The 23,932-nt window shown below is 74.7% G+C and carries 23 protein-coding genes; 11 read left to right on the top strand and 12 right to left on the bottom strand.

Going from position 1 to position 23,932, the window contains the following annotated elements:
• Position 1: 1 nt before the first annotated feature.
• On the bottom strand, positions 2-1,291 hold the full coding sequence (locus FMM08_RS11490; protein ID WP_147926494.1) for an adenylosuccinate synthase: 1,290 nt from the start codon (positions 1,289-1,291) through the stop codon (positions 2-4).
• Between the two features lie 111 nt (positions 1,292-1,402).
• Here FMM08_RS11490 and FMM08_RS11485 point away from each other — a divergent pair, with 111 nt between their 5' ends.
• Complete coding sequence (locus FMM08_RS11485) at positions 1,403-2,362, top strand: diacylglycerol/lipid kinase family protein (protein WP_187279702.1); 960 nt, start codon at positions 1,403-1,405, stop codon at positions 2,360-2,362.
• 30 nt (positions 2,363-2,392) lie between these two features.
• Here the strand turns inward: FMM08_RS11485 and FMM08_RS11480 are convergent, their stop codons facing one another.
• Positions 2,393-3,469: an NAD(P)/FAD-dependent oxidoreductase gene (locus tag FMM08_RS11480; RefSeq protein WP_147926492.1), complete on the bottom strand. Its 1,077-nt coding sequence runs from the start codon at positions 3,467-3,469 to the stop codon at positions 2,393-2,395.
• Positions 3,466-3,948 (bottom strand): DUF3151 domain-containing protein, encoded by a 483-nt coding sequence (locus FMM08_RS11475; RefSeq protein WP_255472292.1) that lies wholly within the window; start codon positions 3,946-3,948, stop codon positions 3,466-3,468. Before FMM08_RS11475 ends, FMM08_RS11480 begins: the two co-directional genes overlap by 4 nt.
• 92 nt (positions 3,949-4,040) lie before the next feature.
• Between FMM08_RS11475 and FMM08_RS11470 the strand changes: the two genes are divergently transcribed.
• Together FMM08_RS11470 and FMM08_RS11465 are read left to right on the top strand one after the other, a co-directional pair.
• Complete coding sequence (locus FMM08_RS11470; protein WP_147926491.1) at positions 4,041-4,397, top strand: STAS domain-containing protein; 357 nt, start codon at positions 4,041-4,043, stop codon at positions 4,395-4,397.
• Positions 4,398-4,611: 214 nt separating this feature from the next.
• A complete protein-coding gene (locus FMM08_RS11465; protein ID WP_222710678.1) occupies positions 4,612-5,019 on the top strand; it encodes an STAS domain-containing protein in 408 nt (135 codons plus the stop codon).
• Between the two features lie 84 nt (positions 5,020-5,103).
• On the opposite strand, the gene fbaA is transcribed toward FMM08_RS11465, so the two are convergent.
• The 4 genes from fbaA to FMM08_RS11445 form a co-directional block, all read right to left on the bottom strand.
• Positions 5,104-6,132, bottom strand: coding sequence for a class II fructose-bisphosphate aldolase (gene fbaA / locus FMM08_RS11460; RefSeq protein WP_147926489.1), 1,029 nt, complete (start codon positions 6,130-6,132; stop codon positions 5,104-5,106).
• A 49-nt stretch (positions 6,133-6,181) separates the two neighbouring features.
• On the bottom strand, positions 6,182-7,894 hold the full coding sequence (locus FMM08_RS11455) for a sodium:solute symporter family protein (RefSeq protein ID WP_255472291.1): 1,713 nt from the start codon (positions 7,892-7,894) through the stop codon (positions 6,182-6,184).
• Positions 7,891-8,214, bottom strand: a complete 324-nt coding sequence (locus tag FMM08_RS23385; protein ID WP_222710677.1) for a hypothetical protein — start codon at positions 8,212-8,214, stop codon at positions 7,891-7,893. Before FMM08_RS23385 ends, FMM08_RS11455 begins: the two co-directional genes overlap by 4 nt.
• Before the next feature lie 104 nt (positions 8,215-8,318).
• The gene (locus tag FMM08_RS11445; RefSeq protein WP_187279701.1) at positions 8,319-9,020 is read right to left on the bottom strand and encodes a TrmH family RNA methyltransferase; all 702 of its coding nucleotides are present in this window, start codon (positions 9,018-9,020) and stop codon (positions 8,319-8,321) included.
• Between the two features lie 182 nt (positions 9,021-9,202).
• Here FMM08_RS11445 and FMM08_RS11440 point away from each other — a divergent pair, with 182 nt between their 5' ends.
• The 3 genes from FMM08_RS11440 to FMM08_RS11430 all read left to right on the top strand — a co-directional run bounded on the left by FMM08_RS11440 (position 9,203) and on the right by FMM08_RS11430 (position 11,756).
• Positions 9,203-10,195: an intradiol ring-cleavage dioxygenase gene (locus FMM08_RS11440; protein ID WP_147926488.1), complete on the top strand. Its 993-nt coding sequence runs from the start codon at positions 9,203-9,205 to the stop codon at positions 10,193-10,195.
• Positions 10,196-10,297: 102 nt separating this feature from the next.
• A complete protein-coding gene (locus FMM08_RS11435; RefSeq protein WP_147926659.1) occupies positions 10,298-11,038 on the top strand; it encodes an HAD-IIA family hydrolase in 741 nt (246 codons plus the stop codon).
• 46 nt (positions 11,039-11,084) lie between these two features.
• Positions 11,085-11,756 (top strand): DedA family protein, encoded by a 672-nt coding sequence (locus FMM08_RS11430; protein WP_222710676.1) that lies wholly within the window; start codon positions 11,085-11,087, stop codon positions 11,754-11,756.
• Here the strand turns inward: FMM08_RS11430 and pyrE are convergent.
• From pyrE to FMM08_RS11415, 3 genes are all read right to left on the bottom strand, one after another.
• A complete protein-coding gene (pyrE, locus tag FMM08_RS11425; protein WP_255472288.1) occupies positions 11,729-12,340 on the bottom strand; it encodes an orotate phosphoribosyltransferase in 612 nt (203 codons plus the stop codon). The genes FMM08_RS11430 and pyrE overlap by 28 nt on opposite strands.
• Before the next feature lie 10 nt (positions 12,341-12,350).
• Complete coding sequence (locus FMM08_RS11420; RefSeq protein WP_147926487.1) at positions 12,351-14,645, bottom strand: MMPL family transporter; 2,295 nt, start codon at positions 14,643-14,645, stop codon at positions 12,351-12,353.
• Between the two features lie 76 nt (positions 14,646-14,721).
• On the bottom strand, positions 14,722-15,378 hold the full coding sequence (locus FMM08_RS11415; RefSeq protein ID WP_147926486.1) for a TetR/AcrR family transcriptional regulator: 657 nt from the start codon (positions 15,376-15,378) through the stop codon (positions 14,722-14,724).
• 246 nt (positions 15,379-15,624) lie between these two features.
• Here FMM08_RS11415 and FMM08_RS11410 point away from each other — a divergent pair, with 246 nt between their 5' ends.
• The 5 genes from FMM08_RS11410 to FMM08_RS11390 all read left to right on the top strand — a co-directional run bounded on the left by FMM08_RS11410 (position 15,625) and on the right by FMM08_RS11390 (position 20,002).
• Positions 15,625-17,091: a multidrug effflux MFS transporter gene (locus FMM08_RS11410; protein ID WP_187279700.1), complete on the top strand. Its 1,467-nt coding sequence runs from the start codon at positions 15,625-15,627 to the stop codon at positions 17,089-17,091.
• Positions 17,092-17,175: 84 nt separating this feature from the next.
• Entirely contained in the window at positions 17,176-17,976 is an 801-nt protein-coding gene (locus FMM08_RS11405; protein ID WP_147926484.1) for an exodeoxyribonuclease III, read from the top strand.
• An 8-nt stretch (positions 17,977-17,984) separates the two neighbouring features.
• Positions 17,985-19,130: an alpha/beta fold hydrolase gene (locus FMM08_RS11400; protein ID WP_147926483.1), complete on the top strand. Its 1,146-nt coding sequence runs from the start codon at positions 17,985-17,987 to the stop codon at positions 19,128-19,130.
• 120 nt (positions 19,131-19,250) lie between these two features.
• Positions 19,251-19,553, top strand: a complete 303-nt coding sequence (locus FMM08_RS11395; RefSeq protein WP_147926482.1) for a DUF4190 domain-containing protein — start codon at positions 19,251-19,253, stop codon at positions 19,551-19,553.
• Entirely contained in the window at positions 19,550-20,002 is a 453-nt protein-coding gene (locus FMM08_RS11390) for a hypothetical protein (protein ID WP_147926481.1), read from the top strand. Before FMM08_RS11395 ends, FMM08_RS11390 begins: the two co-directional genes overlap by 4 nt.
• An 89-nt stretch (positions 20,003-20,091) precedes the next feature.
• Here the strand turns inward: FMM08_RS11390 and clpB are convergent, their stop codons facing one another.
• Both clpB and FMM08_RS11380 read right to left on the bottom strand, forming a co-directional pair.
• Complete coding sequence (clpB, locus tag FMM08_RS11385) at positions 20,092-22,800, bottom strand: ATP-dependent chaperone ClpB (RefSeq protein WP_147926480.1); 2,709 nt, start codon at positions 22,798-22,800, stop codon at positions 20,092-20,094.
• Between the two features lie 88 nt (positions 22,801-22,888).
• Positions 22,889-23,851: a manganese catalase family protein gene (locus tag FMM08_RS11380; RefSeq protein ID WP_147926479.1), complete on the bottom strand. Its 963-nt coding sequence runs from the start codon at positions 23,849-23,851 to the stop codon at positions 22,889-22,891.
• Positions 23,852-23,932: the final 81 nt, after the last annotated feature.

Here is a 23,932-nt window from a genome sequence, read left to right as displayed (position 1 = left end):
CTCAGCCCTCCAGGAGGTCGGTGCGGACGATGATCTGATCGCGGTCGGGGCCGACGCCCACGGCGCTGATGCGCACGCCGGAGAGCTCCTCCAGCGCCAGCACGTAGCGCTGGGCGGCCGGCGGCAGGTCGGAGAACTCGCGGGCGCCGCTGATGTCCTCGGTCCAGCCCTCGAACTCCTCGTAGACCGGCTTCGCGTGGTGGAAGTCGGTCTGGGTGAGGGGGATCTCGGTGTGCTTGACACCGTCGACCTCGTAGGCGGTGCACACCGGGATGCGCTCGTAGCCGGTGAGCACGTCGAGCTTGGTCAGCACGAGGTCGGTGAGGCCGTTGACCCGCGAGGCGTAGCGCGCGATGAGCGCGTCGTACCAGCCGGTGCGGCGCGGGCGGCCCGTGGTGGTGCCGAACTCGCCGCCGGCGCGGCGCAGGCCCTCGCCGACCTCGTCGTGCAGCTCGGTGGGGAAGGGCCCCTCGCCCACGCGCGTGATGTAGGCCTTGGCCACCCCGACGATCCTGTCGACGCGGTTCGGCGGGATGCCCGAGCCGGTGCACGCGCCGCCCGCGGTGGCGTTGGACGACGTCACGAACGGGTAGGTGCCGTGGTCGATGTCGAGCATGGTGGCCTGGCCGCCCTCGAAGAGCACCGTCTGCCCGGCGTCGAGCATGCGCGTCAGCTCCAGGCCGGTGTCGCGCACCATCGGGCGCAGCCGCTCGGCGTAGGACAGCAGCTCCTCCACGACCTCGTCGACGGTGATGGCGCGGCGGTTGAACACCTTGACCAGCAGCTGGTTGCGGGTCTCCAGGGCGCCCTCGACCTTCTGGGCGAGGATCTTCTCGTCGAAGAGGTCCTGCACGCGCAGGCCGATGCGGTTCACCTTGTCCGCGTAGGCCGGGCCGATGCCGCGGCCGGTGGTGCCGATGCGCCGCACCCCGAGGAAGCGCTCGGTGACCCGGTCGACCGTGCGGTGGTAGGGCGCGATGAGGTGCGCGCTGGCCGACACGATGAGCTTGGAGCAGTCGACGCCGCGCGCCGTCAGCCCCTCGAGCTCCTCGAACAGCACCGACGGGTCGATGACCACGCCGTTGCCGATGACAGGGGTCACCCCGGGCGTGAGGATGCCGGAGGGGAGGAGGTGCAGGGCGTACTTCTCGTCGCCGACGACGACGGTGTGGCCGGCGTTGTTGCCGCCGTTGAACTTGACCACGGCCTCGACGCGGGAGCCGAGGACGTCGGTGGCCTTGCCCTTGCCCTCGTCCCCCCACTGGGCACCGACGAGCACGATCGCGGGCATGCTGACCCTCCTGCGGGTCTCGGAGTCGCTACCTGCCGAGGCTAGCGGGTCCGCCCGACGTGTCCCGAATCCGTGCAGCGCTCGCCCGGCCACTGCTGCGAGGGTGGGGGCGTGAGCAGCCACGAGACCGACCGGCGACCCCAGGCGGCACTCGCGGTGGTGAACGCCAGCGCCGGGTCCGCCCGGACCCCGGCCGCCCGCGACGCCCTCGCCGTGCTGGAGGCGGCGCTGCCGCCGGGCGGCCTGGAGGTGGCGCGCACGGGCGGTCCGGAGGACCTCCGCCGCGCCGTGGCCGGGCTGGACGGGCGCCGGCTGGTGGTGCTCGGCGGGGACGGCTCGGTGCACGCCGCCATCAGCGCCCTGCACTCCCTGGGCGGGCTGGGGCACGTCCGCGCCGTCGGGCCGATCGGCGTGGTGCCCCTGGGCACCGGCAACGACCTCGCGCGCAGCCTCGGGCTGCAGGTGGGCGCGGCGGCGCTGGCGGCGCGCACCGCCCTGGAGGGCCGCCCCTCACCGGTGGAGCTGGTGGTCTCGCTGGGCGAGGACGACGGCGAGGACGGCGTGGTGGTCAACGCCGTGCACGCCGGCATCGGCGTCTCGGCCGCCAAGCGCGCGAAGACCGCCAAGAAGGTGCTGCGCAAGCTGGCCTACCCCGCCGGGGCGCTGGCCGCCGGGGTCGCGGCGCGCCCGTGGCACCTGCGCGTGGTGGTGGACGGGGAGGAGGTGCACGACGGCCGCTCCGGCGTGCTGCTCGTGGCCGTGAACCTCGGCAGCACCGTGGGCGGCGGAGCGCGCCTGTCGCCCACCGCCACGCCGCACGACGGGCTGGTGGACGTGGTGGTCTCCGCCGCCACCGGACCGCTGGCGCGCGCCGGCTTCGCGGCGGCGATGGCCCGCGGCCAGCACGTCGAGCGCCGCGACACCGCCACGGTCCGCGGGGCCGACGTGCTGGTCGAGGCCGTGGACGGGCGCCCGTTCGAGGTCAACGCCGACGGCGACCTGTCGCAGCCGCGCACCCGATGGCGCTGGCGCTGCGCGGGGGACGCCTGGCAGGTGCTCGTCCCCCGCTGAACCGTTCCCGGCTCCCACCGGGCGGTGCGGTCAGGCCAGCCGCTCGGCAAGCTCCCTTCCGAGGTCGCGCCCGGAGCGCCAGGCCTGCTCCACCCGGGGCTTGCCGCTGGGGGTGGCCGCCCACGCGTCGCCGCAGACGCCGAGCAGCCCGCCGGCCACGGCCGTCAGCAGGTGGGGCAGGTCGTGCGCCTGCTGGGGGGCGGCGAACGACCAGCGGTGGGCGGCCGCGGTGAGCGGCGGCGGCACGTCGCCCGGGGCCACGCCCAGCAGGTGGGGCAGGCGCGCGAGGACGGGATCGACGAGCGACTCCGGCTCTCCGAGGGCGCTGCGGGAGGCGTCGGCGGTGGTGTGGGCGACGAGCACGGGGGCTCCGTCACCGCGGCGGGAGCCGTCGTCGGCGAGGAGGGTGACCAGCTCGTCGTCGGCCACGAAGCCGGCGTCGAGCGCGGGCCACCAGGCGCGCTCCCACGTGGCGTAGACGGTGATGACGGCGTCCCACGGGCGGGCGAGCACGCGGCGGGCGGAGGCCAGGCCGGGCGAGGCCTCCACGTCGAGCAGCCTCCCGGCCTGCGGGTCGGGCATGGCGAGCACCACGGCGTCGGCGGCCTCGCCGTCGACGGCGGGCAGCCCGTCGGCCACGCCGACCGAGCGGACGCCGTGGCCCGAGGCCACCTCCAGCCCCTCGGCGAGGCGGTCGACCAGCGAGCGCAGGCCACCGGGAGCGCTCCAGCGCTGCGGCCCGGTGGTGGAGCCGCGCGGCCCGTCGGGTCCGAGCAGGCTGAGGGTGTCGGTCCACGGGTGGGCCAGGCCGTCGGTGCTCCACCCGGAGGCCAGCGCGGCGAAGTCCTCGTCGGAGACGGTGAAGTACGCGGCGCCGGTGTCGACGAGGTGCTGCGAGCCGTCGGCGAGCTCGACCCGTCGCACGCCCAGGCGCCCGCCGAGCCGTCGCCCGCGGTCGAGCAGGCGGACCTGCACGCCGGCGGCCACCAGCGCCTGGGCGCAGGCCACGCCCGCGATGCCGGCGCCGACCACGGTGACGCGGGGCCGCCCGTCCCGACCGCCCGACGGCCCGGACGTCCCCGCGGCCGACGCGCTCGAGGTGCTCACGGGGCGCCCGGCGTGAGGTCCCCAGCGAGCCGGTCGGCGGCGTCGGGGTCGCAGGCGCTGAGGAACTGCGTGCAGCGCTCGGCCTCGTCGTCCTCGCCGATGGCGGCCGCGGCGCGGCCGAGCACCGCCAGCGACCGCAGGAAGCCGCGGTTGGGCTCGTGGTGCCACGGCACCGGGCCGGCGCCGCGCCAGCCCGCCTTCCGCAGGGCGTCCAGGCCGCGGTGGTAGCCGGTGCGGGCGTAGGCGTAGGCCTCGACCACCTGTCCGGCGGCGTAGGCGCGGGTGGCCAGCACCGACCAGGCGAGGCTCGCGGCGGGGTGCGCCGCGGCGACGTCAGCGGGGTCGACCTCGTCGCGCAGCAGCGCGGCGGCAGTGGCCTCCGGCCCGTCGTCGGGGAGCAGCGTGGGGGGCGGCCCCGGCACGGCTCCGCCGTGGCTCCCGGGGGCGCCCGGGGTCGGCAGGGACATCGGGGAGGACATGCCAGCATCCTGCCGCCGCCGGGCCGGACCGGCAGGGCGAGGTGGCCGAGCGCCTGCGACGACTGCGCTGTGGTCGGCTAACGTCGCTGTCCGTGATCGAGGCGACCGTCGCGGGGGCGACGCTGACCGTCAGCGCCGAGGGCGACCTCGACCTCGCCGAGCGCGCGCGGTTCCCGGAGCTGACGGCCCGCGCCGCCGCGAGCGACGTCGACGTGGTGGTGGTGGACCTGTGCTCGGTGGAGTTCGTCGACTCCGCGGGCGCCGCGTTCCTCATCACGCTGGCGGAGACGGCCAAGCGCTCGGGCGCGCGCGCCGTGCTGCGCGGCGCGGACGAGCGGGTGGGCTTCGTGCTGGACCTGTGCGGCGCCCTCGACTCCTACGAGGTGGACGCGGAGCACCGCTGCGCGCCGTCGACGGGCCCGGGTCCGTGGCGCAGCCCCACCGCCTGACGACGGCCGGGCAGCCCGTGCGGCCGCGTGCTGGACGTCACCCGGGAACCGGCTGACAGCCGTCCGGGTGCTGGTGGCGGGTGGTCCGGGCGGGCCGCTGCCGCTGCGGGGCGGCCACCCCGTATCGTCCGGGGAGCCGCGCGCGCTCCAGACAGCGGGTGCAGCGGCCGCCGCAGGCGGGGAGCGGTGACCTGAGCGTGGAGGTGGGGTGCGGGTGGCAGGTCCGGAGCAGACGCAGGACGGGGGCGACCCCGGGTCCGTCCACGTGATCCTCGGCAGTCGCAAGACGCGCGTGGTGCTGACCGGAGAGGTCGACGCCGAGCTCGGCCAGGACCTCCTGGAGGCCTCGGCCGACGCGGAGGCCTCGGGCCTCCCGGTGGAGGTCGACGTCCGCAGCGTGACGTTCATGGACTCCACGGGCGTGGCCTTCCTGGCCCGGCTGGCGTCCCGCAGCCCGGCCAAGCTCGTGCTGATCCGTCCGCCCGACCTGGTCAAGTTCCTCATCCAGGTCACGAGCATCAGCCAGGTCCTGCGCGTGGTCGAGGACGACCCGGGCATCGACCACACGCTGCCGGACGGCTCGGACGACGGCAGCGACGGCCCGGGCGGCCTCGTCGCCTGACGAGGCGCGAGCAGCGGCGCCACCCGGACAGCACGAAGGCCCCCCGGCCGGAGCCGGGGGGCCTTCGCCGTCTGGCGGGGTGCGTCAGCCGTTGAGCGAGGTGCCCGCGGAGCGCAGGTGCTCGCAGGCCTCCTTGACGCGGGCGGCCATGCCGGCCTCCGCGATCTTGCCCCAGGCGCGCGGGTCGTACTGCTTCTTGTTGCCGACCTCGCCGTCGATCTTCAGCACGCCGTCGTAGTTCTTCAGCATGAAGTCGGCGACGGGACGCGTGTAGGCGTACTGCGTGTCGGTGTCGATGTTCATCTTCACGACGCCGAAGTCGACCGCCTGGCCGATCTCCTCGGCGGTGGAGCCGGAGCCGCCGTGGAAGACGAGCGCGAAGGGCTTGTCGCCGCCGCCGAACTCCTTGGAGACGGCGTCCTGAGCGGCCTTGAGCACCTCGGGCTTGAGCTTGACGTTGCCCGGCTTGTAGACGCCGTGCACGTTGCCGAAGGTCAGGGCGGTCAGGTAGTAGCCCTTCTCACCCACGCCGAGGGCCTTCGCGGTGGCGATGGCGTCCTCGGGGGTGGAGTACAGCTGGTCGTTGATCTCGTTGGCGACGCCGTCCTCCTCGCCACCGACCACGCCGACCTCGATCTCGAGGACGACCTTGGCGGCGGAGCAGCGGTCGAGCAGCTCGGTGGCGATGGAGAGGTTCTCCTCCAGCGGCACGGCGGAGCCGTCGAACATGTGCGACTGGAACAGCGGGTCGCGGCCGTTCTTCACGCGCTCCTCGCTGATGGCCAGCAGCGGGCGCACGTACTTGTCCAGCTTGTCGGCCGGGCAGTGGTCGGTGTGCAGGGCGATGTTGACGCCGTAGCCCTTGGCCACGTGGTGGGCGTACTCGGCCAGGGCCTCGGCGCCGCGGACCATGTCCTTGACGGTCGAGCCGGACGCGTACTCGGCGCCGCCGGTGGAGACCTGGATGATGCCGTCGCTGCCGGCCTCGGCGAAGCCCTGGATGGCGGCGGTGATGGTGGACGAGCTGGTGATGTTGATCGCCGGGTAGGCGAAGGAGCCGGCCTTGGCCTTCTCCAGCATCTCCGCGTAGACCTCAGGGGTGGCGATGGGCATGGGGGAACTCCTCCTGGTCGGATGCTTCGCCGCCGATCCTCCCACCGGCTCAGACGACGGCGAACACCACGTACCCCGCTCCTGCCAGCACCAGCACGGACACCGACAGCACCACCGGGGACCTCAGGACGCCGGGCTCGCGGGGCACCGCGCGCTCGGCGGCGGGGGTCAGCGACCACACGAGGCCCCGCAGCTCCGACTCGGGCTTCGGGCGCCCTCCCTGCGACACCAGCCAGCCCACGAGGACGGCGACCACCGTGGCGACGCCACCGCCGAGGAAGCTCGAGCCCTGCCCCGACAGCGCGAGCGCTCCGGTCTGGTTGAGCACGAAGACGACGACGGCGCCGAGGGTGCCGCTGACCAGTCCCCAGAAGCCGGCGGAGCCGGTCATCCGCTTCCAGAACAGCCCCAGGACGAACACCGCGAAGAGGGGCACGTTGAAGAAGGAGAACAGGGTCTGGATGTAGTCCATGATGTTGGTGAAGCCGGCGGCGATGAACGCCGTGCCGATGGCCAGCGCGGTCCCGATGACGGTGACGGCGCGACCGACCTCCAGGTAGTGCGCGTCGTCGCGGCCGGGACGCACCCAGTCCTGCCAGAGGTCGTAGGTGACCACGGTGTTGAACGAGCTGACGTTGGCGGCCATGCCGGCCATGAAGGCGGCGAGCAGGCCCGCGAGGGCCACGCCGAGGAAGCCGTTGGGCAGCAGCTCGTCGAGCAGCAGGGGCACGGCGTCGTTGTAGGTGACCCCGCCGCTCGGACCGCCCGTCTTGAGCGCCTCGATGCCGGGGACGAGCACCGCGGCGACCATGCCCGGCACGATGATCACCAGGGCGATGAGCACCTTGGGGAAGGCCGCGATGAGCGGTGTGCGCTGGGCGGCGGAGGCGCTGCGCGCCGAGAAGGCCCGCTGCACCTCGGTGAAGTTGGTGGTCCAGTAGCCGAACGACGTCACGAAGCCCAGGCCGAGCACCACGCCGATCGTGGAGCCGACGCCGTTGGTGATGCCGGTGAGGTCGCTGCCGGGGAAGGCCTGCAGCATCGAGCCGCTGCCCTGGTCGGTGAGGCGCTGCACGAGGCCGCCCCAGCCGCCCACGCGGTGCAGGCCGACGAGCGTCAGCGGCACCATCGTGGCGACGATGACGAAGAACTGGAGCACCTCGTTGTAGATGGCCGCCGACAGGCCGCCGAGGAAGGTGTAGGCCAGCACGATGACGCCGGCGAGCACGATGGCGAGCCACGTGGGCAGCCCGAGCAGGGCGTTGACCACGATGGCCATGGCGTACAGGTTGACGCCGGCGAGCAGCACGGACGCGAGGGCGAACAGCAGGCCCTGCAGGCGCTGGGTCTTGGCGTCGAAGCGGCGCCCGAGGAACTCCGGCACGCTGCGGACCTTCGAGCCGTAGTAGAAGGGCATCATCACCAGGGCCAGGAAGACCATGGCCGGGATGGCGCCGATCCAGTAGTAGTGGAACGCCTGCTCGCCGAACTGCGCGCCGTTGGCGGCCTGCCCCAGCAGCTCGATGGCGCCGAGGTTGGCGGAGACGAACGCCAGGCCCGTGACCCACGCGGGCAGCGAGCGGCCCGACAGCAGGAAGTCGAGGCTGGAGGAGATCCTGCGGCGGGCGAGCAGCCCGATCCCCAGGACGACGACGAAGTACAGCGCCACCAGCACGTAGTCGCCGGCGCTGGCGTCGATGCGGGTGGCGCCGGTGGTGCCTGCCGCCAGCACGGGCGCGGTGGAGGCCAGGACGGCGCTCACCGCTGCCCCGCCTCGTCGTCGTCACCGGAGGCGTGCAGGGCCTCGCGGACGGCGGGGTCGTCCTGGGTGAGCGGGCTCGCGAGCACCCACACGACGAAGGCGGCGCCCATGACGAGCATGCCCAGGCCCGCCCAGAGGTTGAGGTTGATCCCGCCGGTCTTCTCGGCGGCCTCCGGCGGGAAGGAGACCAGGCCCCACACGAGGCAGACCAGGCCGTAGACCAGGAACAGGGCTCCGATGACCGACCGGATGTCGAAGGCGAGGTCCGCCAGCCGGGCCCTCGCCGGCTGGTCGGAGGTCGGGGTGGGTGGCTGTGGCACGTCGGGCTCCTCACGGCCCCCACCTCCCGTGGCGGAGGCCGCTGTGAACGCTCACACCGTTGCCTCAGGACCGCACTTCGATCACCTGCGGCGGCCTCCTCCGATCACCCGACCGGAGGCACCTGCCCGAAGGCGTGCCGCCGCAGCCACGCGTGCACCGCCACGGCCGCGGCGGCACCGGCGTTCATCGAGCGGGTGGAGCCGAACTGCGCGATCTCCACCAGCAGGTCGCTGGCGGCCACGACCTCCGGCGACAGGCCCGGCCCCTCCGAGCCGACCACCAGCAGGCAGCGGGCCGGCAGGTCGGACGTCTCCAGGGCCGCGGCGCCCGGCGCGTTGTCCAGCCCCACCACCGGCAGCTCGCGCTCGCGCGCCCAGACCACGAGGTCGGTGGCGGTCGCGTGGTGGTGGACCGCCAGGTACCGGTCGGTGGCCATCGCGCCGCGCCGGTTCCAGCGGCGGTCGGCCACCACGTGGAACCCCGCCGCACCGGCAGCATTGGCGGTGCGCGCCACGGACCCGACGTTCATGTCGTGCTTGAAGCCCTCCACGGCCACGTGGAGCTCCGCGCCCGGCCAGTCGCGCGCGCGGCGCTCGGCCAGGTCCGTGCGGATGGCCGCCTCGCTCCAGTAGCGGTACCGGTCGACCACGTTGCGGCGGTCGCCCTCGCGCAGCAGCTGCGGGTCGAGCCGGGGGTCGTCCGGGGGCGGGGCGCCGTGCTCGACCTCCCAGGGGCCGACCCCGACCACGCGCACCCGCTCGTCGTCGTCCTCCTGGGGGCCTCCCGCTGCCGGCCGCTGCTCCACGGGCGCCAGCCTGCCCCACGCCCTCCGCGGCGCTGGTCGGAGCGCCGGCGACGACGGTCGCCAGCGCCCAGCCTCCACAGCGGGCACCTAGGGACCTCCCAGCGACGGGGTCGGCGCGGACCCGAACCTCGTGGCAGGTCGGTCCCGCGCAGCGCGGTGCCGCAGAGGGACGGGAGCGGACCATGGGCGTCTTCAGGGCCAGGCGCAGCGAGGACCGGCAGCTGCGCACCTACGAGGGGCGCGTGCTGCCCCGCCAGGGCGAGGACGTCGACGACCAGGGCGTCGGCTTCGACGTGGCGACGCTGCTCGGCCGGCGCCGCCTGCTGCAGCTCGGCGGGGCCGGTGCCGCCGCCACCGTGCTCGCCGCCTGCGGGGGCACCGACGCGGCCAGCAGCACCTCCGCGAGCACCGCGACGACGTCCTCGGGCCTGGCGGAGGTCCCGGAGGAGACGGCGGGGCCCTACCCCGGCGACGGGTCGAACGGCCCGGACGCCCTCGAGGAGAGCGGCATCATCCGGTCCGACATCCGCTCCAGCTTCGGCACGTCCACCACCACGGCCGAGGGCGTCCCGATGACGCTCCAGCTCGACCTGGTGGACCTGGCGAACGGCAGCGCCGCGTACGAGGGTGCGGCCGTCTACGTGTGGCACTGCGACCGGGACGGGAAGTACTCGATGTACAGCGACGGCCTCACCGCGGAGAACTACCTGCGCGGCGTGCAGGTGGCGGACTCCTCGGGCCGGGTGGAGTTCACGAGCGTCTTCCCCGCCTGCTACTCCGGCCGGTGGCCGCACATCCACTTCGAGGTCTACCCCGACTCCTCCTCGATCACCGACGCCGGCAACGCCATCGCCACCTCCCAGGTCGCGATGCCGCAGGACGTGTGCGAGGTGGTCTACGCGACCAGCGGCTACGAGCAGTCGGTGACCAACCTCGCGCAGGTCAGCCTGGCCACCGACAACGTCTTCAGCGACGACCAGGGCGTGAGCCAGACCCCGACGGCCACCGGGGACGCCACCAGCGGCTACGTGGTGAACCTCGAGGTCGGCGTGGATGCCACCACGCAGGCGGCCACCGGGATGTCGGCGCCCACCGGCGGCGGCCAGGGCGGCCCGGGCGGGACCCCGCCCGACGGCGCCCCCGGCGCCGCGCAGGAGCAGACGACCACGTCGTGACCCCCGCCACCGGCGGCCCGCGCACCGCGCGCCCACCCGCTGGCCCCGCCCTAGGGTGGGCGGGTGAGCGAGCGCGCGGCGCCGGTGACGTGGCTGACCGACATGGACGGGGTCCTCGTGCACGAGGGCTCCGCCATCCCGGGGGCGAGCGCCTTCCTGGCGCGCCTGGTGGAGCGCGAGCGGCGCTTCCTCGTGCTCACCAACAACTCGATCTACACCCCGCGCGACCTGCGCGCCCGGCTGCACGCCTCCGGCATCGACGTGCCCGAGCAGGCGATCTGGACCTCGGCGCTCGCCACGGCGAAGTTCCTGGCGGAGCAGAACCCCGGCGGGTCGGCGTACGTCATCGGCGAGGCGGGGCTCACCACGGCGCTGCACGAGGCGGGGTACACGCTCACCGAGACCGACCCCGACTACGTGGTGCTCGGCGAGACGCGCACGTACTCCTTCTCCGCCATCACCCGCGCGGTGCGGCTCATCGAGGGCGGGGCGCGCTTCATCGCCACCAACCCCGACGCCTCGGGGCCCTCCCTGGAGGGCAAGCTGCCGGCCACGGGCGCCGTCGCCGCGATGATCACCAAGATCACCGGGCGGGAGCCGTACTACGTGGGCAAGCCCAACCCGATGATGTTCCGGTCGGCGCTCAACGCCATCGACGCGCACTCCGAGAGCACGGTGATGATCGGCGACCGGATGGACACCGACGTCGTCGCCGGCATCGAGGCCGGGCTGGAGACCATCCTCGTGCTGACGGGCTCCACCTCCCGCGCGGAGGTGGAGCGCTACCCGTTCCGCCCCCACCGCATCGTCGACTCGATCGCGGACGTCGTCGACCTCGTCTGACGACGAGCCCCGACGCCCCGACCCCCACCGACGCCGAGCCAGCCCCGTGCCCGACCTCGCCGAGCTGTCCGCCGGTGCCCTCTACGCGGTGGTGTGGGGCCTGGTCTTCGTGGAGTCCGGGGTCCTCGTGGCGTTCTGGATGCCCGGTGACACGGTGCTCTTCACCGCGGGGCTGGTGGCGCAGGCCTCACCGGGGGTGGACCTGTGGCTGCTGGCCGGGGGCACGGCCGTGGCGGCCACCGCGGGCAACGCCGTCGGCTACTGGACGGGGGCGCGCTACGGGCGGCCCTGGCTGGAGAAGCGGCCGCCCAAGGTGCTGGCGCACCTGGCACGGGCGGAGGCGTTCTACGAGCGGTTCGGTCCGGTGGCCCTGGTGGTGGCCCGCTTCATCCCGTGGGCGCGCACGTTCGTCCCGGTGCTGGCCGGGGTGTCGCGCATGCGCTACTCGCAGTTCCTGGCCGCCACGCTGGCCGGGGCGCTCGTGTGGGGCGCCGGGCTCATCGTGCTGGGCTACTTCGCGGCGACCGTCCCGTGGCTGAAGACCGCCGCGTACGCGGTGGCGGGCACGGCCGTGGCGCTGTCCGTGGTGGTGCCGGTGGTGGCCGCGGTGCGTCGCCGCCTGGCCCGCCGCCGCGGCGCCCCTTCCGCCGAGGGGACGGAGCAGGACGACGACGGCGGGCGCGGAGCGGGTCAGAGGCCGAGCTCGTCCACGGAGTAGGCGGTGAGGTAGGGCAGCCCCTGGGCCTCGACGACCTCCTTGGCACCGGTGGCGCGGTCGAGGATGACGGCCACGGCCACCACCTCCGCGCCGGCCTCGCGCAGCGCGGTGACGGCGGTCAGCACGGAGCCGCCGGTGGTGGAGGTGTCCTCCACGGCCACCACGCGGCGCCCGGCCACGTCAGGGCCCTCCACGCGGCGCTGCAGGCCGTGGGCCTTCGCCTCCTTGCGCACGACGAACGCGTCGAGCGGGCGCCCGCTGCCCGCGGCGGCCCGAGCGCCGGAGGCGTGCAGCAGGGCGCAGGCCACCGGGTCTGCGCCCATGGTGAGCCCACCGACGGCGTCGACGCCCTCGAGGCCGCCGGGCACCTGCTCGGCGAGGAGGTCGAGGAGCACCTCGCCGACCAGCGGCGCGGCCTCGTGGTGCAGCGTGACGCGGCGCAGGTCGACGTAGTAGTCGGCCTCGGCGCCGGAGGACAGGGTCACCCTGCCGCGCACCACGGCGAGGTCGGAGATGAGCTGCAGCAGGCGGGCGCGGGCGCTGCTCGGGCGGCTGGTCACGGCACTGGTGGCGTCGCTGGTCACAGCCGGAAGGCTAGTGAGCCGCGGCGCCCGTGCGCTCCCCCGTGGCCTCGCCGGGCCGCTCCCCACGCGCTCCGCTCGCCAGGGAGGCCTCCACCGCGCGGCCCTCGACGTCGAGCTCGGGCAGCCAGCGCAGCCACCGCGGGAGCCACCAGGCGGCCCGGCCGAGCAGCGCCAGCACGGCGGGGATGAGCACCATCCGCACGAGCACGGCGTCGAAGAGCACGCCCACGGCCAGGGCGAACGCGATGGGCTTGATGGTGGCGTTGCCCTCCGGCACGAAGCCGCCGAACACCGACAGCATGATCGTCGCAGCGGCCACCACGACGGGCGCCGCGGCGCCGAAGCCGCTGACCACGGCCACCATGGGCTCCTCGCTCCTCGACGCGCGCGAGTGCGCCTCGTGGATCCGGCTGACGATGAAGATCTGGTAGTCCATCGCCAGCCCGAAGAGGATGCCCACCACGAGGATCGGCGCGAAGGAGATGATCGGCGCCTCGCCGTTCGCGTTGACCAGCTGCTGCAGCCAGCCCCACTCGAAGATCGCCACCGTGGCGCCCAGCGCCGCGCCGACGGTCAGCAGGAACCCGAGCACGGCGGTGACCGGCACGAGCACCGACCTGAAGACGACCAGCAGCAGCACCAGCGCGAGGCCCACCACCACGGCGAGGTAGACGGGCAGCGCGCCGTTGAGCTTGGCGGAGATGTCCACGCTGACGGCGGTCGACCCGGTGACGCTCACCTGGCCGCCGCCGCTGGTGCGCAGGGCCCGGATGTCGGAGACGAGGTCCGTGGTGGCCTCGGTGGACGGGCCGGACGCGGGGATGACGGTGACGAGCGCGGCCGTGCCGTCAGGTGAGGGCACCGGTCCGACGACGCCCCCGCCGGGCAGGTCGGTGGCGACGTCCGGCAGCCCCTCGACCTCGGCGGCGAGCTGGGCGGCCTGCTGGGTGGGGTCGGCGCCGCCGTCCACCAGCACCAGCAGCGGGCCGGCGACACCGGGGCCCCAGTGCTGCGCGACGAGGTCGTAGGCGCGGCGCTGCTGGCTGCCCTCCTCCGCGGTGCTGTCGTCGCCGAGGGTCGTGCGCAGGGAGAACACCGGCACCGCCACCACCCCGAGGACGACGACGACGGCGAGCAGGCTCACCAGGCGCTGGCGCGTGACGAAGCGCGCCCAGGCGGGCAGGACGCCCGCGCGACGGGCGGCGTGCGCGTGCTGCGCGTGCGGCTCGACGTCGAGGCGACCGGTGGTCTCGCGCATCCGCTGCAGGTGGTGGCGCTGGCGGCGGCTGAGCAGCCGGAGGCCGAGCACGCCCGCGAGCGCCGGGAGCAGGGTGAGCGCCACGAGGACGGCGACGGCCACCGTGGCGGCGGCGGCGACGCCCATCTGCGTGAGGAACGGGATGCCCACCACGGACAGCCCCGCCAGGGCGATGACCACGGTCAGGCCCGCGGTGACCACGGCGCTGCCGGCGGTGCCGGTGGCCACGCCCACGGCGTCGGGGACGGAGCGCCCCGCCAGGAGCTCCTGGCGCAGGCGCGACAGGACGAAGAGGCCGTAGTCGATGCCCACGGCCAGGCCGAGCATGATCGCCAAGATCGTGGTGGTCGACTGCACGTCGGTCAGCGCGGTCGCCGCGACGATGCCGAGCGCGCCCACGCCCACGCCGATGAGAGCGGTGAGCAGGTTGAGCCCCGCGGTCACGAGGGTGCCGTAGGTGACCAGCAGCACCACGACGGCGACGACGACGCCGAGCACCTCGCCCACGCCCCCGAGCGCGGCGGGGTCGGTGACCGCCTGACCGCCGACGGCGGCGTCCCAGCCACCGGTGGCGGCGCCCTCGACGGCGTCGACCAGCGCGGTGCGGGAGGCCTCGGTGATGTCGCCGGTGGGCACGCCGTAGCGGACGTCGACGTAGGCGGCGCGCAGGTCGGGCGAGACCGTGGGGCTGGCCTGGTCGAACGGGTTCGACACGCCCTCGACCTGGGGGAGCTCCCCGAGCTCGGCGACCAGCTGGCCGATGCGCTGGGCGTCGGCGGGGTCGGTGACCGTCTGGCCCTGCGGCACCTGCACCACCACCCGGGCGGTGGCTCCGTCACCTCCGGCCGCGGCGGCGCCGAAGCGCTCCTGCAGCGTGGACAGGGCCTTCGTGGACTCCAGGCCCGGGATGGTCACATCGGCGGTGAAGGGCTTGCTGAAGGCTGCGGCCGAGCCGCCGACGGCGGCCAGGACCACCAGCCAGACGGCCAGCACGAGCCAGCGGCGGGAGTGGCAGGCGCGGCCGAGCCGCTGCAGGAAGGTCGCCACGGAAGAGCTCCTCGAACGGTGCGGTGGGGTGCTGCGAAGGTCGGCGGCTGGGGAGACCGGGCGCGCCCGGTCCGCGTCAGACGGCCTGACCGAGGGCGGCGGGGCTCGCGGGGGCGGGGGTGGGCTGCAGGACGTCCAGCGCGATGCGCTCGAGCAGGGGCCGCAGCAGGGCGGCGTCGTGGTGGCGGAACTGCTCGGCCACGGCGAGGCTCGCGGCGAGCGCGGCGGTCACCCGGGCGGCCCGCTCGAGCCCGGCGCGCTCGGCGTCGGGCCCTCCCAGGCGCACGGGCGCGTGGGGGCTGACCTGCGCGCAGCTGGGGGCGGCGGCCGGCGCGGAGCTGAAGCAGGCCGAGAGCAGGGCGGGCACCGGCGCCAGGCGCTCGCCGAGGGGGGACCCGTCCAGGGCGCCCTCCTGGGCCAGCGCGATGGCGAGGCGACCGGGTGCACTGACCGCGAGGCCCGACAGGCCCGCGGCCGCGGCGGCGTCCCGCTCGGGGCCCTCGGGCAGGTGGGCCACGTCCTCGGCGACGGCGCGGACCGCGTCGAGGCAGCTGTCGGCGACGGCCTCGAGCAGGGAGTCCTTGGACCCGAAGCGGTGCAGCAGGCCTGTCTTGGAGTAGCCCACGGCCTCAGCGATCTCGCGCAGCGAGGTGCGCTCCACGCCGTTCTCGGCCAGGAGGGCCGCGGCGGCCTCGACGATGCCGGCGTCGATCTGCTCGCGCGTCTGCCTCACGCCGCCCTCACCTCCCCCGGGTGGTCCGCTCCGGTCCGGAGTGGACCGCTGCGGTCCACATCAGACCACGTCGGTCCACCTCGTGCACGCGGCACCCCGGCCGCCGGCTGCCCAGGACATCCCGACCACTCCTTCGGCTTCTCCCGTGACGAACGCCTTCCACCGTGAGAAACTGGGAGCTGGCTGGTTGTCACGAGCAACCTCCCCCTCCCACCCCGACGTCCGACGAGGACCGTGCCGACTCCCGTGTCGACCTCTGCCGCGCCCACGCCCGCCACCCTCCGCCCCGCCCCCGCTCCCGTGCCTCGCGAGCGCGACTTCACCGCCCTCCCGTTGCGCCGCCGCGCGGCCTGGGTGGTGCTCCTCGGCAGCCTCGCGGCGCTGGGCGCCTTCACCATCGACCTGTACCTGCCGGCCTTCCCCGCCCTCGAGTCCGAGCTGGGCGCCTCCGCCTCGCAGGTGCAGCTCACGCTGACCGGGACCATGGTCGGCGTCGCGCTCGGCATGCTGCTGGTCGGACCGCTGTCCGACGCCGTCGGCCGCCGCAGGCCGCTGCTGGTGGGGCTGGGCGTGCACGTCGTCGCCTCGCTGCTGTGCGCGCTGGCCCCCTCCATCGAGGTCCTCTCCGTGCTGCGCGTGCTGCAGGGCCTGGGCACCTCGGCGGCCTCCGTCATCGCGCTGGCCGTGGTCCGCGACAAGTTCGAGGGACGGGGCGCTGCTCGCCTGCAGGCCCGGCTCATGGTGATCGTGGGCGTCTCGCCGCTGTTCGCGCCGTCCATCGGCGGGGTGCTGCTGGAGCTGTTCCACTGGCGCGGGCTGTTCGTGGCGCTCGCCGTCCTCTCGGCCTCCCTCGCCGTGGCCGTTGGCGTGCTGCTGCCCGAGACCGTGCCGGCCCGCCAGCGCCGCCGCTTCCGCCTGGTGCCCGCGCTGCGCGGCTACGTCGGCCTGCTGCGCGACCCGGCCCTCATCGGCCTGGTGCTCGTGGCGGGCATGTCGATGTCGGCGATCTTCGGCTACGTCGCGCAGTCGTCCTTCGCGTTCCAGCAGCAGTACGGGCTCAGCGCAGCCGCCTTCGGCCTGGTCTTCGCCACCGGTGGCGGGATGCTCGTGCTCGGCACCCAGGTCAACGGCTCGCTGGTGCACCGCTTCTCCTCGCAGGGCCTGCTCGTCACCGGGCTGAGCGCGGGCGCCGTCAGCGGCCTGCTGCTCGTGGCGGGCGCGACCACCGGCGCCGGTGGCCTCCTCGGCCTGCTCGTGCCGCTGTGGCTGACGATGTTCAGCATCGGGCTGGTCATGCCCAACAGCCCCGTGCTCGCCCTGGAGCGCCACGCGACGGCCGCCGGCGCCACCGCGGCGCTGCTCGGCGCCTCCCAGCACGGCGTCGCCGCGGCCGCCGCCCCGCTGGGCGGCTCGCTGCCCTTCGCCCCCGCCACGTCGATGGCGGTGATCATGTCCGGGGCCCTGCTCGTGGCCCTGGTCGTCTACCTGGTCTTCACGCGCCGCACCCTCGCGCGCCCCCCGGTGCTGCACGGCGAGGAGGCGCGCCTGGCGGCCGCCGCCGAGGCCGAGCGCGTGCGCCAGCTGGAGGCCGAGGCCGCCCGCCTGGCCGCTGCGGGGCGGAACGAGGAGCACGGTGACGAGCGCCGGGCAGCAGGGAAGGGCGCCCAGGCCCAGCCGGCGGGAGCCGCCTGCTCGCCCTGCACCGACTGCTGACCGACGGGCGGCTGCGAGCTGGTCGGCTGCTGACGCCCACCTCGCACCGGGTGGGCTCCCGCCGCGTCCAGTAGCGTCGCGGGCGTGCGGATCGCCACCTGGAACGTCAACTCCGTGCGCGCCCGGGTCGACCGGGCCGTGGCCTGGCTGCAGCGCAGCGACGTCGACGTGGTGGCGCTGCAGGAGACCAAGTGCAAGGACGCCCAGTTCCCCTACGAGGCCTTCCGCGAGGTCGGCTACGAGGTCGCCCACGTGGGCCTGAGCCAGTGGAACGGCGTGGCCGTGGTCTCCCGGGTGGGGCTGGAGGACGTCGAGGTGGGCTTCCCGGGGCAGCCCGGCTGGTCGTCGTCGCCGGAGGTCGAGGCCGCGACCGAGGCCCGCGCCATCGGCGCCACCTGCGGCGGCGTGCGGGTCTGGAGCCTGTACGTGCCCAACGGCCGCTCCCTGGAGGACCCGCACCTCGCCTACAAGCTCGAGTGGCTGGCGGCGCTGCGCGCAGCGGGCGCCGACTGGATGTCCGCCGACCCGCAGGCGCAGATCGCGCTGTGCGGTGACTGGAACGTGGCGCCGCAGGACGACGACGTGTGGGACATGAGCGTCTTCGAGGGCTCCACGCACGTGACGCAGCCCGAGCGGGACGCCTTCCACGCCGTGGTCGACACCGGCTTCGCCGACGTGGTCAGGCCCCACGCCCCCGGACCGGGCACGTACACGTACTGGGACTACAAGCAGCTGCGCTTCCCCCGCCGCGAGGGCATGCGGATCGACTTCGCGCTGTGCTCGCCGGCGCTGGCGGACCGGGTGACCGGTGCCTCCATCGACCGCGAGGAGCGCAAGGGCAAGGGCGCCTCCGACCACGCCCCCGTCATCGTCGACCTGGCCTGAGCCCGCCGGTGGGAGCTGAGCGCCGCTCGTCCGCGCGCATGGCGCCGGCGACGCGCCGCACCTGGCGCGACGCCGGCCTCGCCGGCTCCACGCGGCGCCTCGGCGGGCAGCGGCCGCGGGCGGCGGGCCGTGAGCGCCGCCCCCTGCAGCACGCAGGCGGTGACCTCCTCACCGGTGGCCCAGGCGCACCGGGCGGGTCGCCGGCAGCGCTGGCCGAGGAGCCGGTCGCCGGGCAGGTCGTCGGTCCGCGCGAGCCCGACGGGTGGGTCCTCGCCGACGACGGTGCCGCCCTGGCCACCTACGTGCACGAGCCGGCGCGACCGCCGGCGCCGCGGTGGCGCGACAGGCTGGCAGGGCGCCACCCCGCACCACCCACCGTGGTGCTCGTGCACGGGTGGACGCTCAGCGCGGTGGTGTGGGACCGCGCGGTCGCCGCGATCACCGAGGCCCGTCCCGACGTGCGCGTGGTCCGCTACGACCAGCGCGGCCACGGATCCTCAGCGGCCCGCGGGCCGCTGGCCCCGGCGGGGCGCCCGGTCGCGGCGATCAGCCGGCTCGCCGACGACCTCGCCGCCGTCGTCGACACCTGCGCCCCCGAGGGCCCGCTGGTGCTGGTGGGGCACTCCATGGGTGGCATGGCGCTGCTGTCGGCCAGTGCGCGGGCCCCGGGCCTGCTGGGCCCGCGCACGCGCGGGCTGGTGCTGGTGAGCACGTCAGCGGGGGGCCTGTCCTCGGCGGGTCGGCCGCTGGCACCGCTGATGGCCGCCCTGGCACGCCTCCCGCAGGACGTGCTCGTGCCGCGGGCGCCGCGGCTGCTCGCGCAGCGCACCAACTACGGGCCCGGCGTGGACCCGCAGCTCGTGGCGAGCACGATGCGCGCGATGGGCAGGGTCTCGGGCCGCACCACCGGGGAGTGGTTCTCCGCGCTCATGGCCCATGACGAGAACGCCGCGCTGCCGCTGCTGGCGGCCGCGGGGACGCCGGTGCGCGTGGTCGTGGGCGACCACGACCGGCTGACGCCGCCGGCCCACGCCCGCGCCCTGGTCGACGCGGTCCCGCAGGCGCGGATGCGGGTGGTGGCGGGGACGGGTCACATGATGCTCGTCGAGAGGCCCGACGCGATCGCCGCGGAGGTCGGCGCCCTGCTCGGGTGACCTCCGCGCGGCGCCGGGGTGGTCTCCGCGTGGTGCTCGCCGCGCGTGGTGGTCGGTGCGGCAGGCTCTGCACCGACCAGCACCCGACGTCCGCGCGACACGGACCAGCAGGAGGACCGCGTGTCCCAGCCCCCCACCGGCTACGGCTACGGCTACGGCGGCCCACCGCCGATGTCGCAGCGCCCCACGGACACGATGGCGGTGCTCGGTCTCGTCTTCGCCTTCGTCTTCCCGCTGCTGGGGCTGGTCTTCAGCATCATCGGGCTGCAGAACGTCAGGAGGGACGGCACGAACGGCCGCGGCCTGGCGCTCGCGGGCCTGTGGGTCTCGATCGCCTACCTGGCGCTCGTGGTGCTCTTCGTCGTGGCGTACATCGGGCTGTTCGCCGCCATGGTCGGCCTGAGCTCGGCCGGGTCGTGGTGAGCCCCACCAACCGCCGCGCGCGCGCCGGCGCGCTCGCCGCCGCACTGGGCCTGGTCGCGCTGGCCACCGCCTGCGGCGGCGGCTCCTCGACCACGGCCGCCAGCACGACGACCTCTGCGCCGCCGACCACCGCGGCCACCGCCACGGGGCCCGCCGAGTCCGCGAGCCCCTCCAGCGCGGGCACGAGCAGCTCACCGGGCGCACCGGCCAGCCCGACGGCGTTCACCGACGCCACGGCCTGCGCGACCTTCGGCGACCGCGGCGTCGAGTCGCGCCTCATGGACGTCTACGCCGACGACGCCGCCTCGGCGACCCTGGTGCAGGAGTACGCCGGGGCGCCGGCGTTCCAGGAGGCCCTGCGGCAGACGGTGGACCTGCTGAGGTCTTCCGACGGCGAGCTCGAGGGCGACTTCCTCGCCACCGCGTGCGCCGACCAGCCCACCGGCTGACCTCCCCGGACCACGACGACGAGGGCCGGGCGCTGCACGCGCCCGGCCCTCGTCGTCGTCCTGCCCCTGCGAGGCCCGTGGGAGGCGGATCAGGCGCTGGGCAGCGCCCTCATCTGGTCGCCGTCGGACGGCGCGTCCTGGCGGGCGCCCGCCTCCGGGACCGCCTCACCGGGCTCGAGCCGCCGCACGCTCAGCGAGCGGCGGTCACGGCCCACCCCGAGCGGGTCGGAGGAGGTGTCCACGAGCACCGCGTCACCGTCCTGGACGGTGCCCGAGAGCAGCTCGCGGGCCAGGGCGTCACCGATCTCGCGCTGCACGAGCCGGCGCAGCGGGCGCGCGCCGTACGCGGGGTCCCAGCCCTCCAGCGCGAGCAGCTCGCGCGCCGCCGGCGTGACGTGCAGCTGCAGGCGGCGGTCGGCCAGGCGGCGGGCCAGGGCGTCGACGTGGAGGTCGACGATCCGGGCGAGGTCGTCGGTGGACAGCGCGTCGAAGAGGACCACCTCGTCGAGCCGGTTGAGGAACTCCGGCTTGAACGCGGCCCGCACAGCGGCCATGACGCCCTCGCGCTGCCGCTCCGGGCTGAGCGAGGAGTCGACGAGGAACTGGCTGCCGAGGTTGGACGTCAGCACCAGGATGGTGCTGCGGAAGTCCACCGTGCGGCCCTGGCCGTCGGTGAGGCGGCCGTCGTCCATGACCTGCAGCAGCACGTCGAAGACCTCCGGGTGGGCCTTCTCCACCTCGTCGAGCAGGACCACGCTGTACGGGCGGCGCCGCACGGCCTCGGTGAGCTGGCCGCCCGCCTCGTAGCCGACGTAGCCGGGAGGCGCGCCGACGAGCCGGGCCACGGAGTGCTTCTCGCCGTACTCGGACATGTCGATGCGCACCATGGCGCGCTCGTCGTCGAAGAGGAAGTCCGCGAGGGACTTCGCCAGCTCGGTCTTGCCGACGCCCGTGGGCCCCAGGAAGAGGAAGGAGCCGGTGGGCCGGTCGGGGTCGGAGATGCCCGCGCGGGCGCGGCGAACGGCGTCGGAGACGGCGCGCACCGCCTCGTGCTGCCCGACCAGGCGCTGCCCGAGCACCTCCTCCATGCGCAGCAGCTTCGAGGTCTCGCCCTCCAGCAGCCGGCCCACGGGGATGCCCGTCCAGGCGGCGACGACGGCGGCGATGTCGTCGGGGCCGACGCGCTCGCCGACCAGCGGCTCACCACCGGCAGCGGCACCCCCGCCCTCCTCGGCGGCCTGGGCCTCGGCGAGGTCGCGCTCCAGGGAGGGGATCTCCTCGTACTGGATGCGGGAGGCCGCGGCGTAGTCGAGGTCGCGGTAGGCGCGCTCGAAGCGGGAGCGGGCGTCGTCGAGGCGCTGCTTCAGCTCACCGACCCGGTTGAGGCCGGCTTTCTGCTGCTCCCACCGCGCGGTGAGCGCGGCCAGCTGCTCGGTGCGGTCGGCCAGGTCGGCGCGCAGCCGCTCCAGCCGCTCCAGGGAGGCCGGGTCGGTCTCGGCCGCCAGCGCCATCTCCTCCATGCGCAGGCGGTCGGTGGAGCGGCGCAGGGCGTCGATCTCCTCGGGAGAGGAGTCGATCTCCATGCGCAGGCGCGAGGCGGCCTCGTCGACGAGGTCGATGGCCTTGTCGGGCAGCTGGCGGCCGGTGATGTACCGGTCCGAGAGGGTGGCGGCGGCCACGAGCGCGGCGTCGGTGATCTCCACTCCGTGGTGGGCCTCGTAGCGCTCGTTGAGGCCGCGCAGGATGGCGACGGTGTCCTCCACGGAGGGCTCGCCCACGAAGACCTGCTGGAAGCGGCGCTCCAGGGCGGCGTCCTTCTCGATGCGCTCGCGGTACTCGGACAGCGTGGTGGCGCCCACGAGGCGCAGCTCGCCGCGGGCCAGCATGGGCTTGAGCATGTTGCCGGCGTCGAGGCCGCCCTCGCCGCCGGAGGCGCCGGCGCCCACGACGGTGTGCAGCTCGTCGATGAAGGTGATGACCTCGCCGTCGGAGCCCTTGATCTCGTCGAGGACGGACTTGAGGCGCTCCTCGAACTCACCGCGGTACTTGGCGCCGGCGAGCATGGCGCCGAGGTCGAGGCTGATGAGGCGGCGCCCCCGCAGCGACTCGGGCACGTCGCCGTCGACGATGCGCTGGGCCAGGCCCTCGACGACGGCGGTCTTGCCGACGCCGGGCTCGCCGATGAGGACGGGGTTGTTCTTGGTGCGGCGGGCCAGCACCTGCACCACGCGGCGGATCTCGGCGTCGCGACCGATCACCGGGTCGATCTTGCCGTCGCGGGCACGGGCGGTGAGGTCGACGCCGTACTGCTCCAGGGCCTTGAAGGTGCCCTCGGGGTCGGCGCTGGTGACCTGGGCACCGCCTCGCACGCCCGGGAGCGCCTCGATGAGCGCGTCGCGGGTGGCGCCGGCGCGGGCCAGGAGCGGGGCGACCGACTCGGGGCCCTCGACGCTGGCCAGCCCGACGAGCAGGTGGTCGGCGGAGACGAAGGAGTCTCCGTGGGCCTCGCTGGCGGTGCGGGCGGCGGTGAGGGCCTGCAGCGCGGGGCGGGAGAGCTGGGGCGTGGCCACCGTGGCGCCGGACGCTGAGGGCAGGGCGGCGAGCTGGGCGCGCAGCTGCTCGCGCACGGGCGAGACCTGGGCGCCGGTGGCGGCCAGCAGGGCGGCAGCGATGCCGTCCTGCTCGAGCAGGGCCAGGGCGAGGTGGGCGGGCAGCACGTGGGCGTGCCCGGCCTCCACGGCGCTGGACGCGGCAGCGGCCAGGGCCTCCTGGCTCTTGGTGGTGAGCTTGAGCTCCACAGGACCTCCGGGAGTGGTGCGAACGACTTGAGCCTATGAGACTCAACCCCGTCCGCACCACCCCTGTTCCCGCCCTCGGGCGAGCGGCTCAGCCCTTGCTGACCGCCTCGAAGGTGTTCTCCACCTCAGCGGCCTCGAGCTCGGCCGTCGCCGCGATGAGGTCGAGCAGCTCGGGGTCCGCACCCGGGGCGTACTCCTCGAAGCGCGGCGGGGCCACGGTGGTCGGCTCACCGCCCTCGGGCGCCTGGCGGGGCACCGAGAGCTCGGTCCCGTCGTTCGACGGCGACGGTCCGCGCAGGATCTTGCTCGCCTCGCTCGCCCCCGTGAGGTCGAACGTGTAGTTGACGCTCTGCAGGCCCTGCTCCACCAGAGCGGCGACCTCGGGGAACCGCTCGGCGTTCGTCTTCGGGATCGGCAGGGTCTTCTTCCAGTCCACGCCGAGGGTCTCCAGCGCCCGCGCGTAGGCGTTCTCGTGCGCCTGGTCGCGGACGATCAGGTACGAGATGGTCGAGCGGGCGGTCTTGTTGCTCGTCATCTCGTACAGGCGGCACTTCTGCAGTCGCCCCGTCGACTCGAGCATGAGGTTGTAGAGCAGGTCGAGCACGAGGTTGCCCGAGTTGTAGACGTAGGAGCCGCTCCACGGGTTCCCGGCCGAGTCGACCGGGAGCGCACCCTGCGCCCCCACGAGGTAGTGGTGGATGTTGCCCTCGGTCAGCGCGCTCGCCAGCGGGGTGGCCCCGCCGCCGCCGGGGGCGTCCAGGGGGTCGGTCTGCTTCCCCTGGTAGCGCGGCGAACCGTCCGTGAGGCGCGCGATGGTCGTCCCGATGAGCTCGACGTGGCTGATCTCCTCGGTGCCGATGCCCTGCATGAGGTCCTTGTAGGGCTTCGAGCGGGGGTCGCCGCGGAAGTTCATCGACTGGAACAGGTACTGCATCATCGTCCGCATCTCGCCGAACTGGCCCCCGAGCCCCTCCTGCAGGGCGTTGGCGGCCGCGGGGTCCGGCTCGTCCTGGGCGATGTCGTGGATGAGCTGCTGGACGTGGAGGTACACGCGGGGCTCCTCGGTCTGAGGCCTGCACCAGCGACTGCTCCACCGGCTCTCGCCTGCCCTACCCCGCGACCGGTGCTGCAC

It is taken from the genome of Quadrisphaera setariae (assembly GCF_008041935.1).
In the GTDB taxonomy this organism is placed as follows: Bacteria; Actinomycetota; Actinomycetes; order Actinomycetales; family Quadrisphaeraceae; genus Quadrisphaera; species Quadrisphaera setariae.
The sequence above is the reverse complement of the archived record's forward strand: the minus strand, read 5'-3'. Positions and strand labels throughout refer to the sequence as shown.

Bases quoted from the DNA above. Each gene is read 5' to 3' on its own strand.
- fbaA (WP_147926489.1), bottom strand. From the start codon at position 6,132: ATGCCCATCGCCACCCCTGAGGTCTACGCGGAGATGCTGGAGAAGGCC.
- FMM08_RS11490 (WP_147926494.1), bottom strand. From the start codon at position 1,291: ATGCCCGCGATCGTGCTCGTCGGTGCCCAGTGGGGGGACGAGGGCAAG.
- FMM08_RS11440 (WP_147926488.1), top strand. From the start codon at position 9,203: ATGGGCGTCTTCAGGGCCAGGCGCAGCGAGGACCGGCAGCTGCGCACC.
- FMM08_RS11475 (WP_255472292.1), bottom strand. From the start codon at position 3,948: ATGTCCTCCCCGATGTCCCTGCCGACCCCGGGCGCCCCCGGGAGCCAC.
- FMM08_RS11435 (WP_147926659.1), top strand. From the start codon at position 10,298: ATGGACGGGGTCCTCGTGCACGAGGGCTCCGCCATCCCGGGGGCGAGC.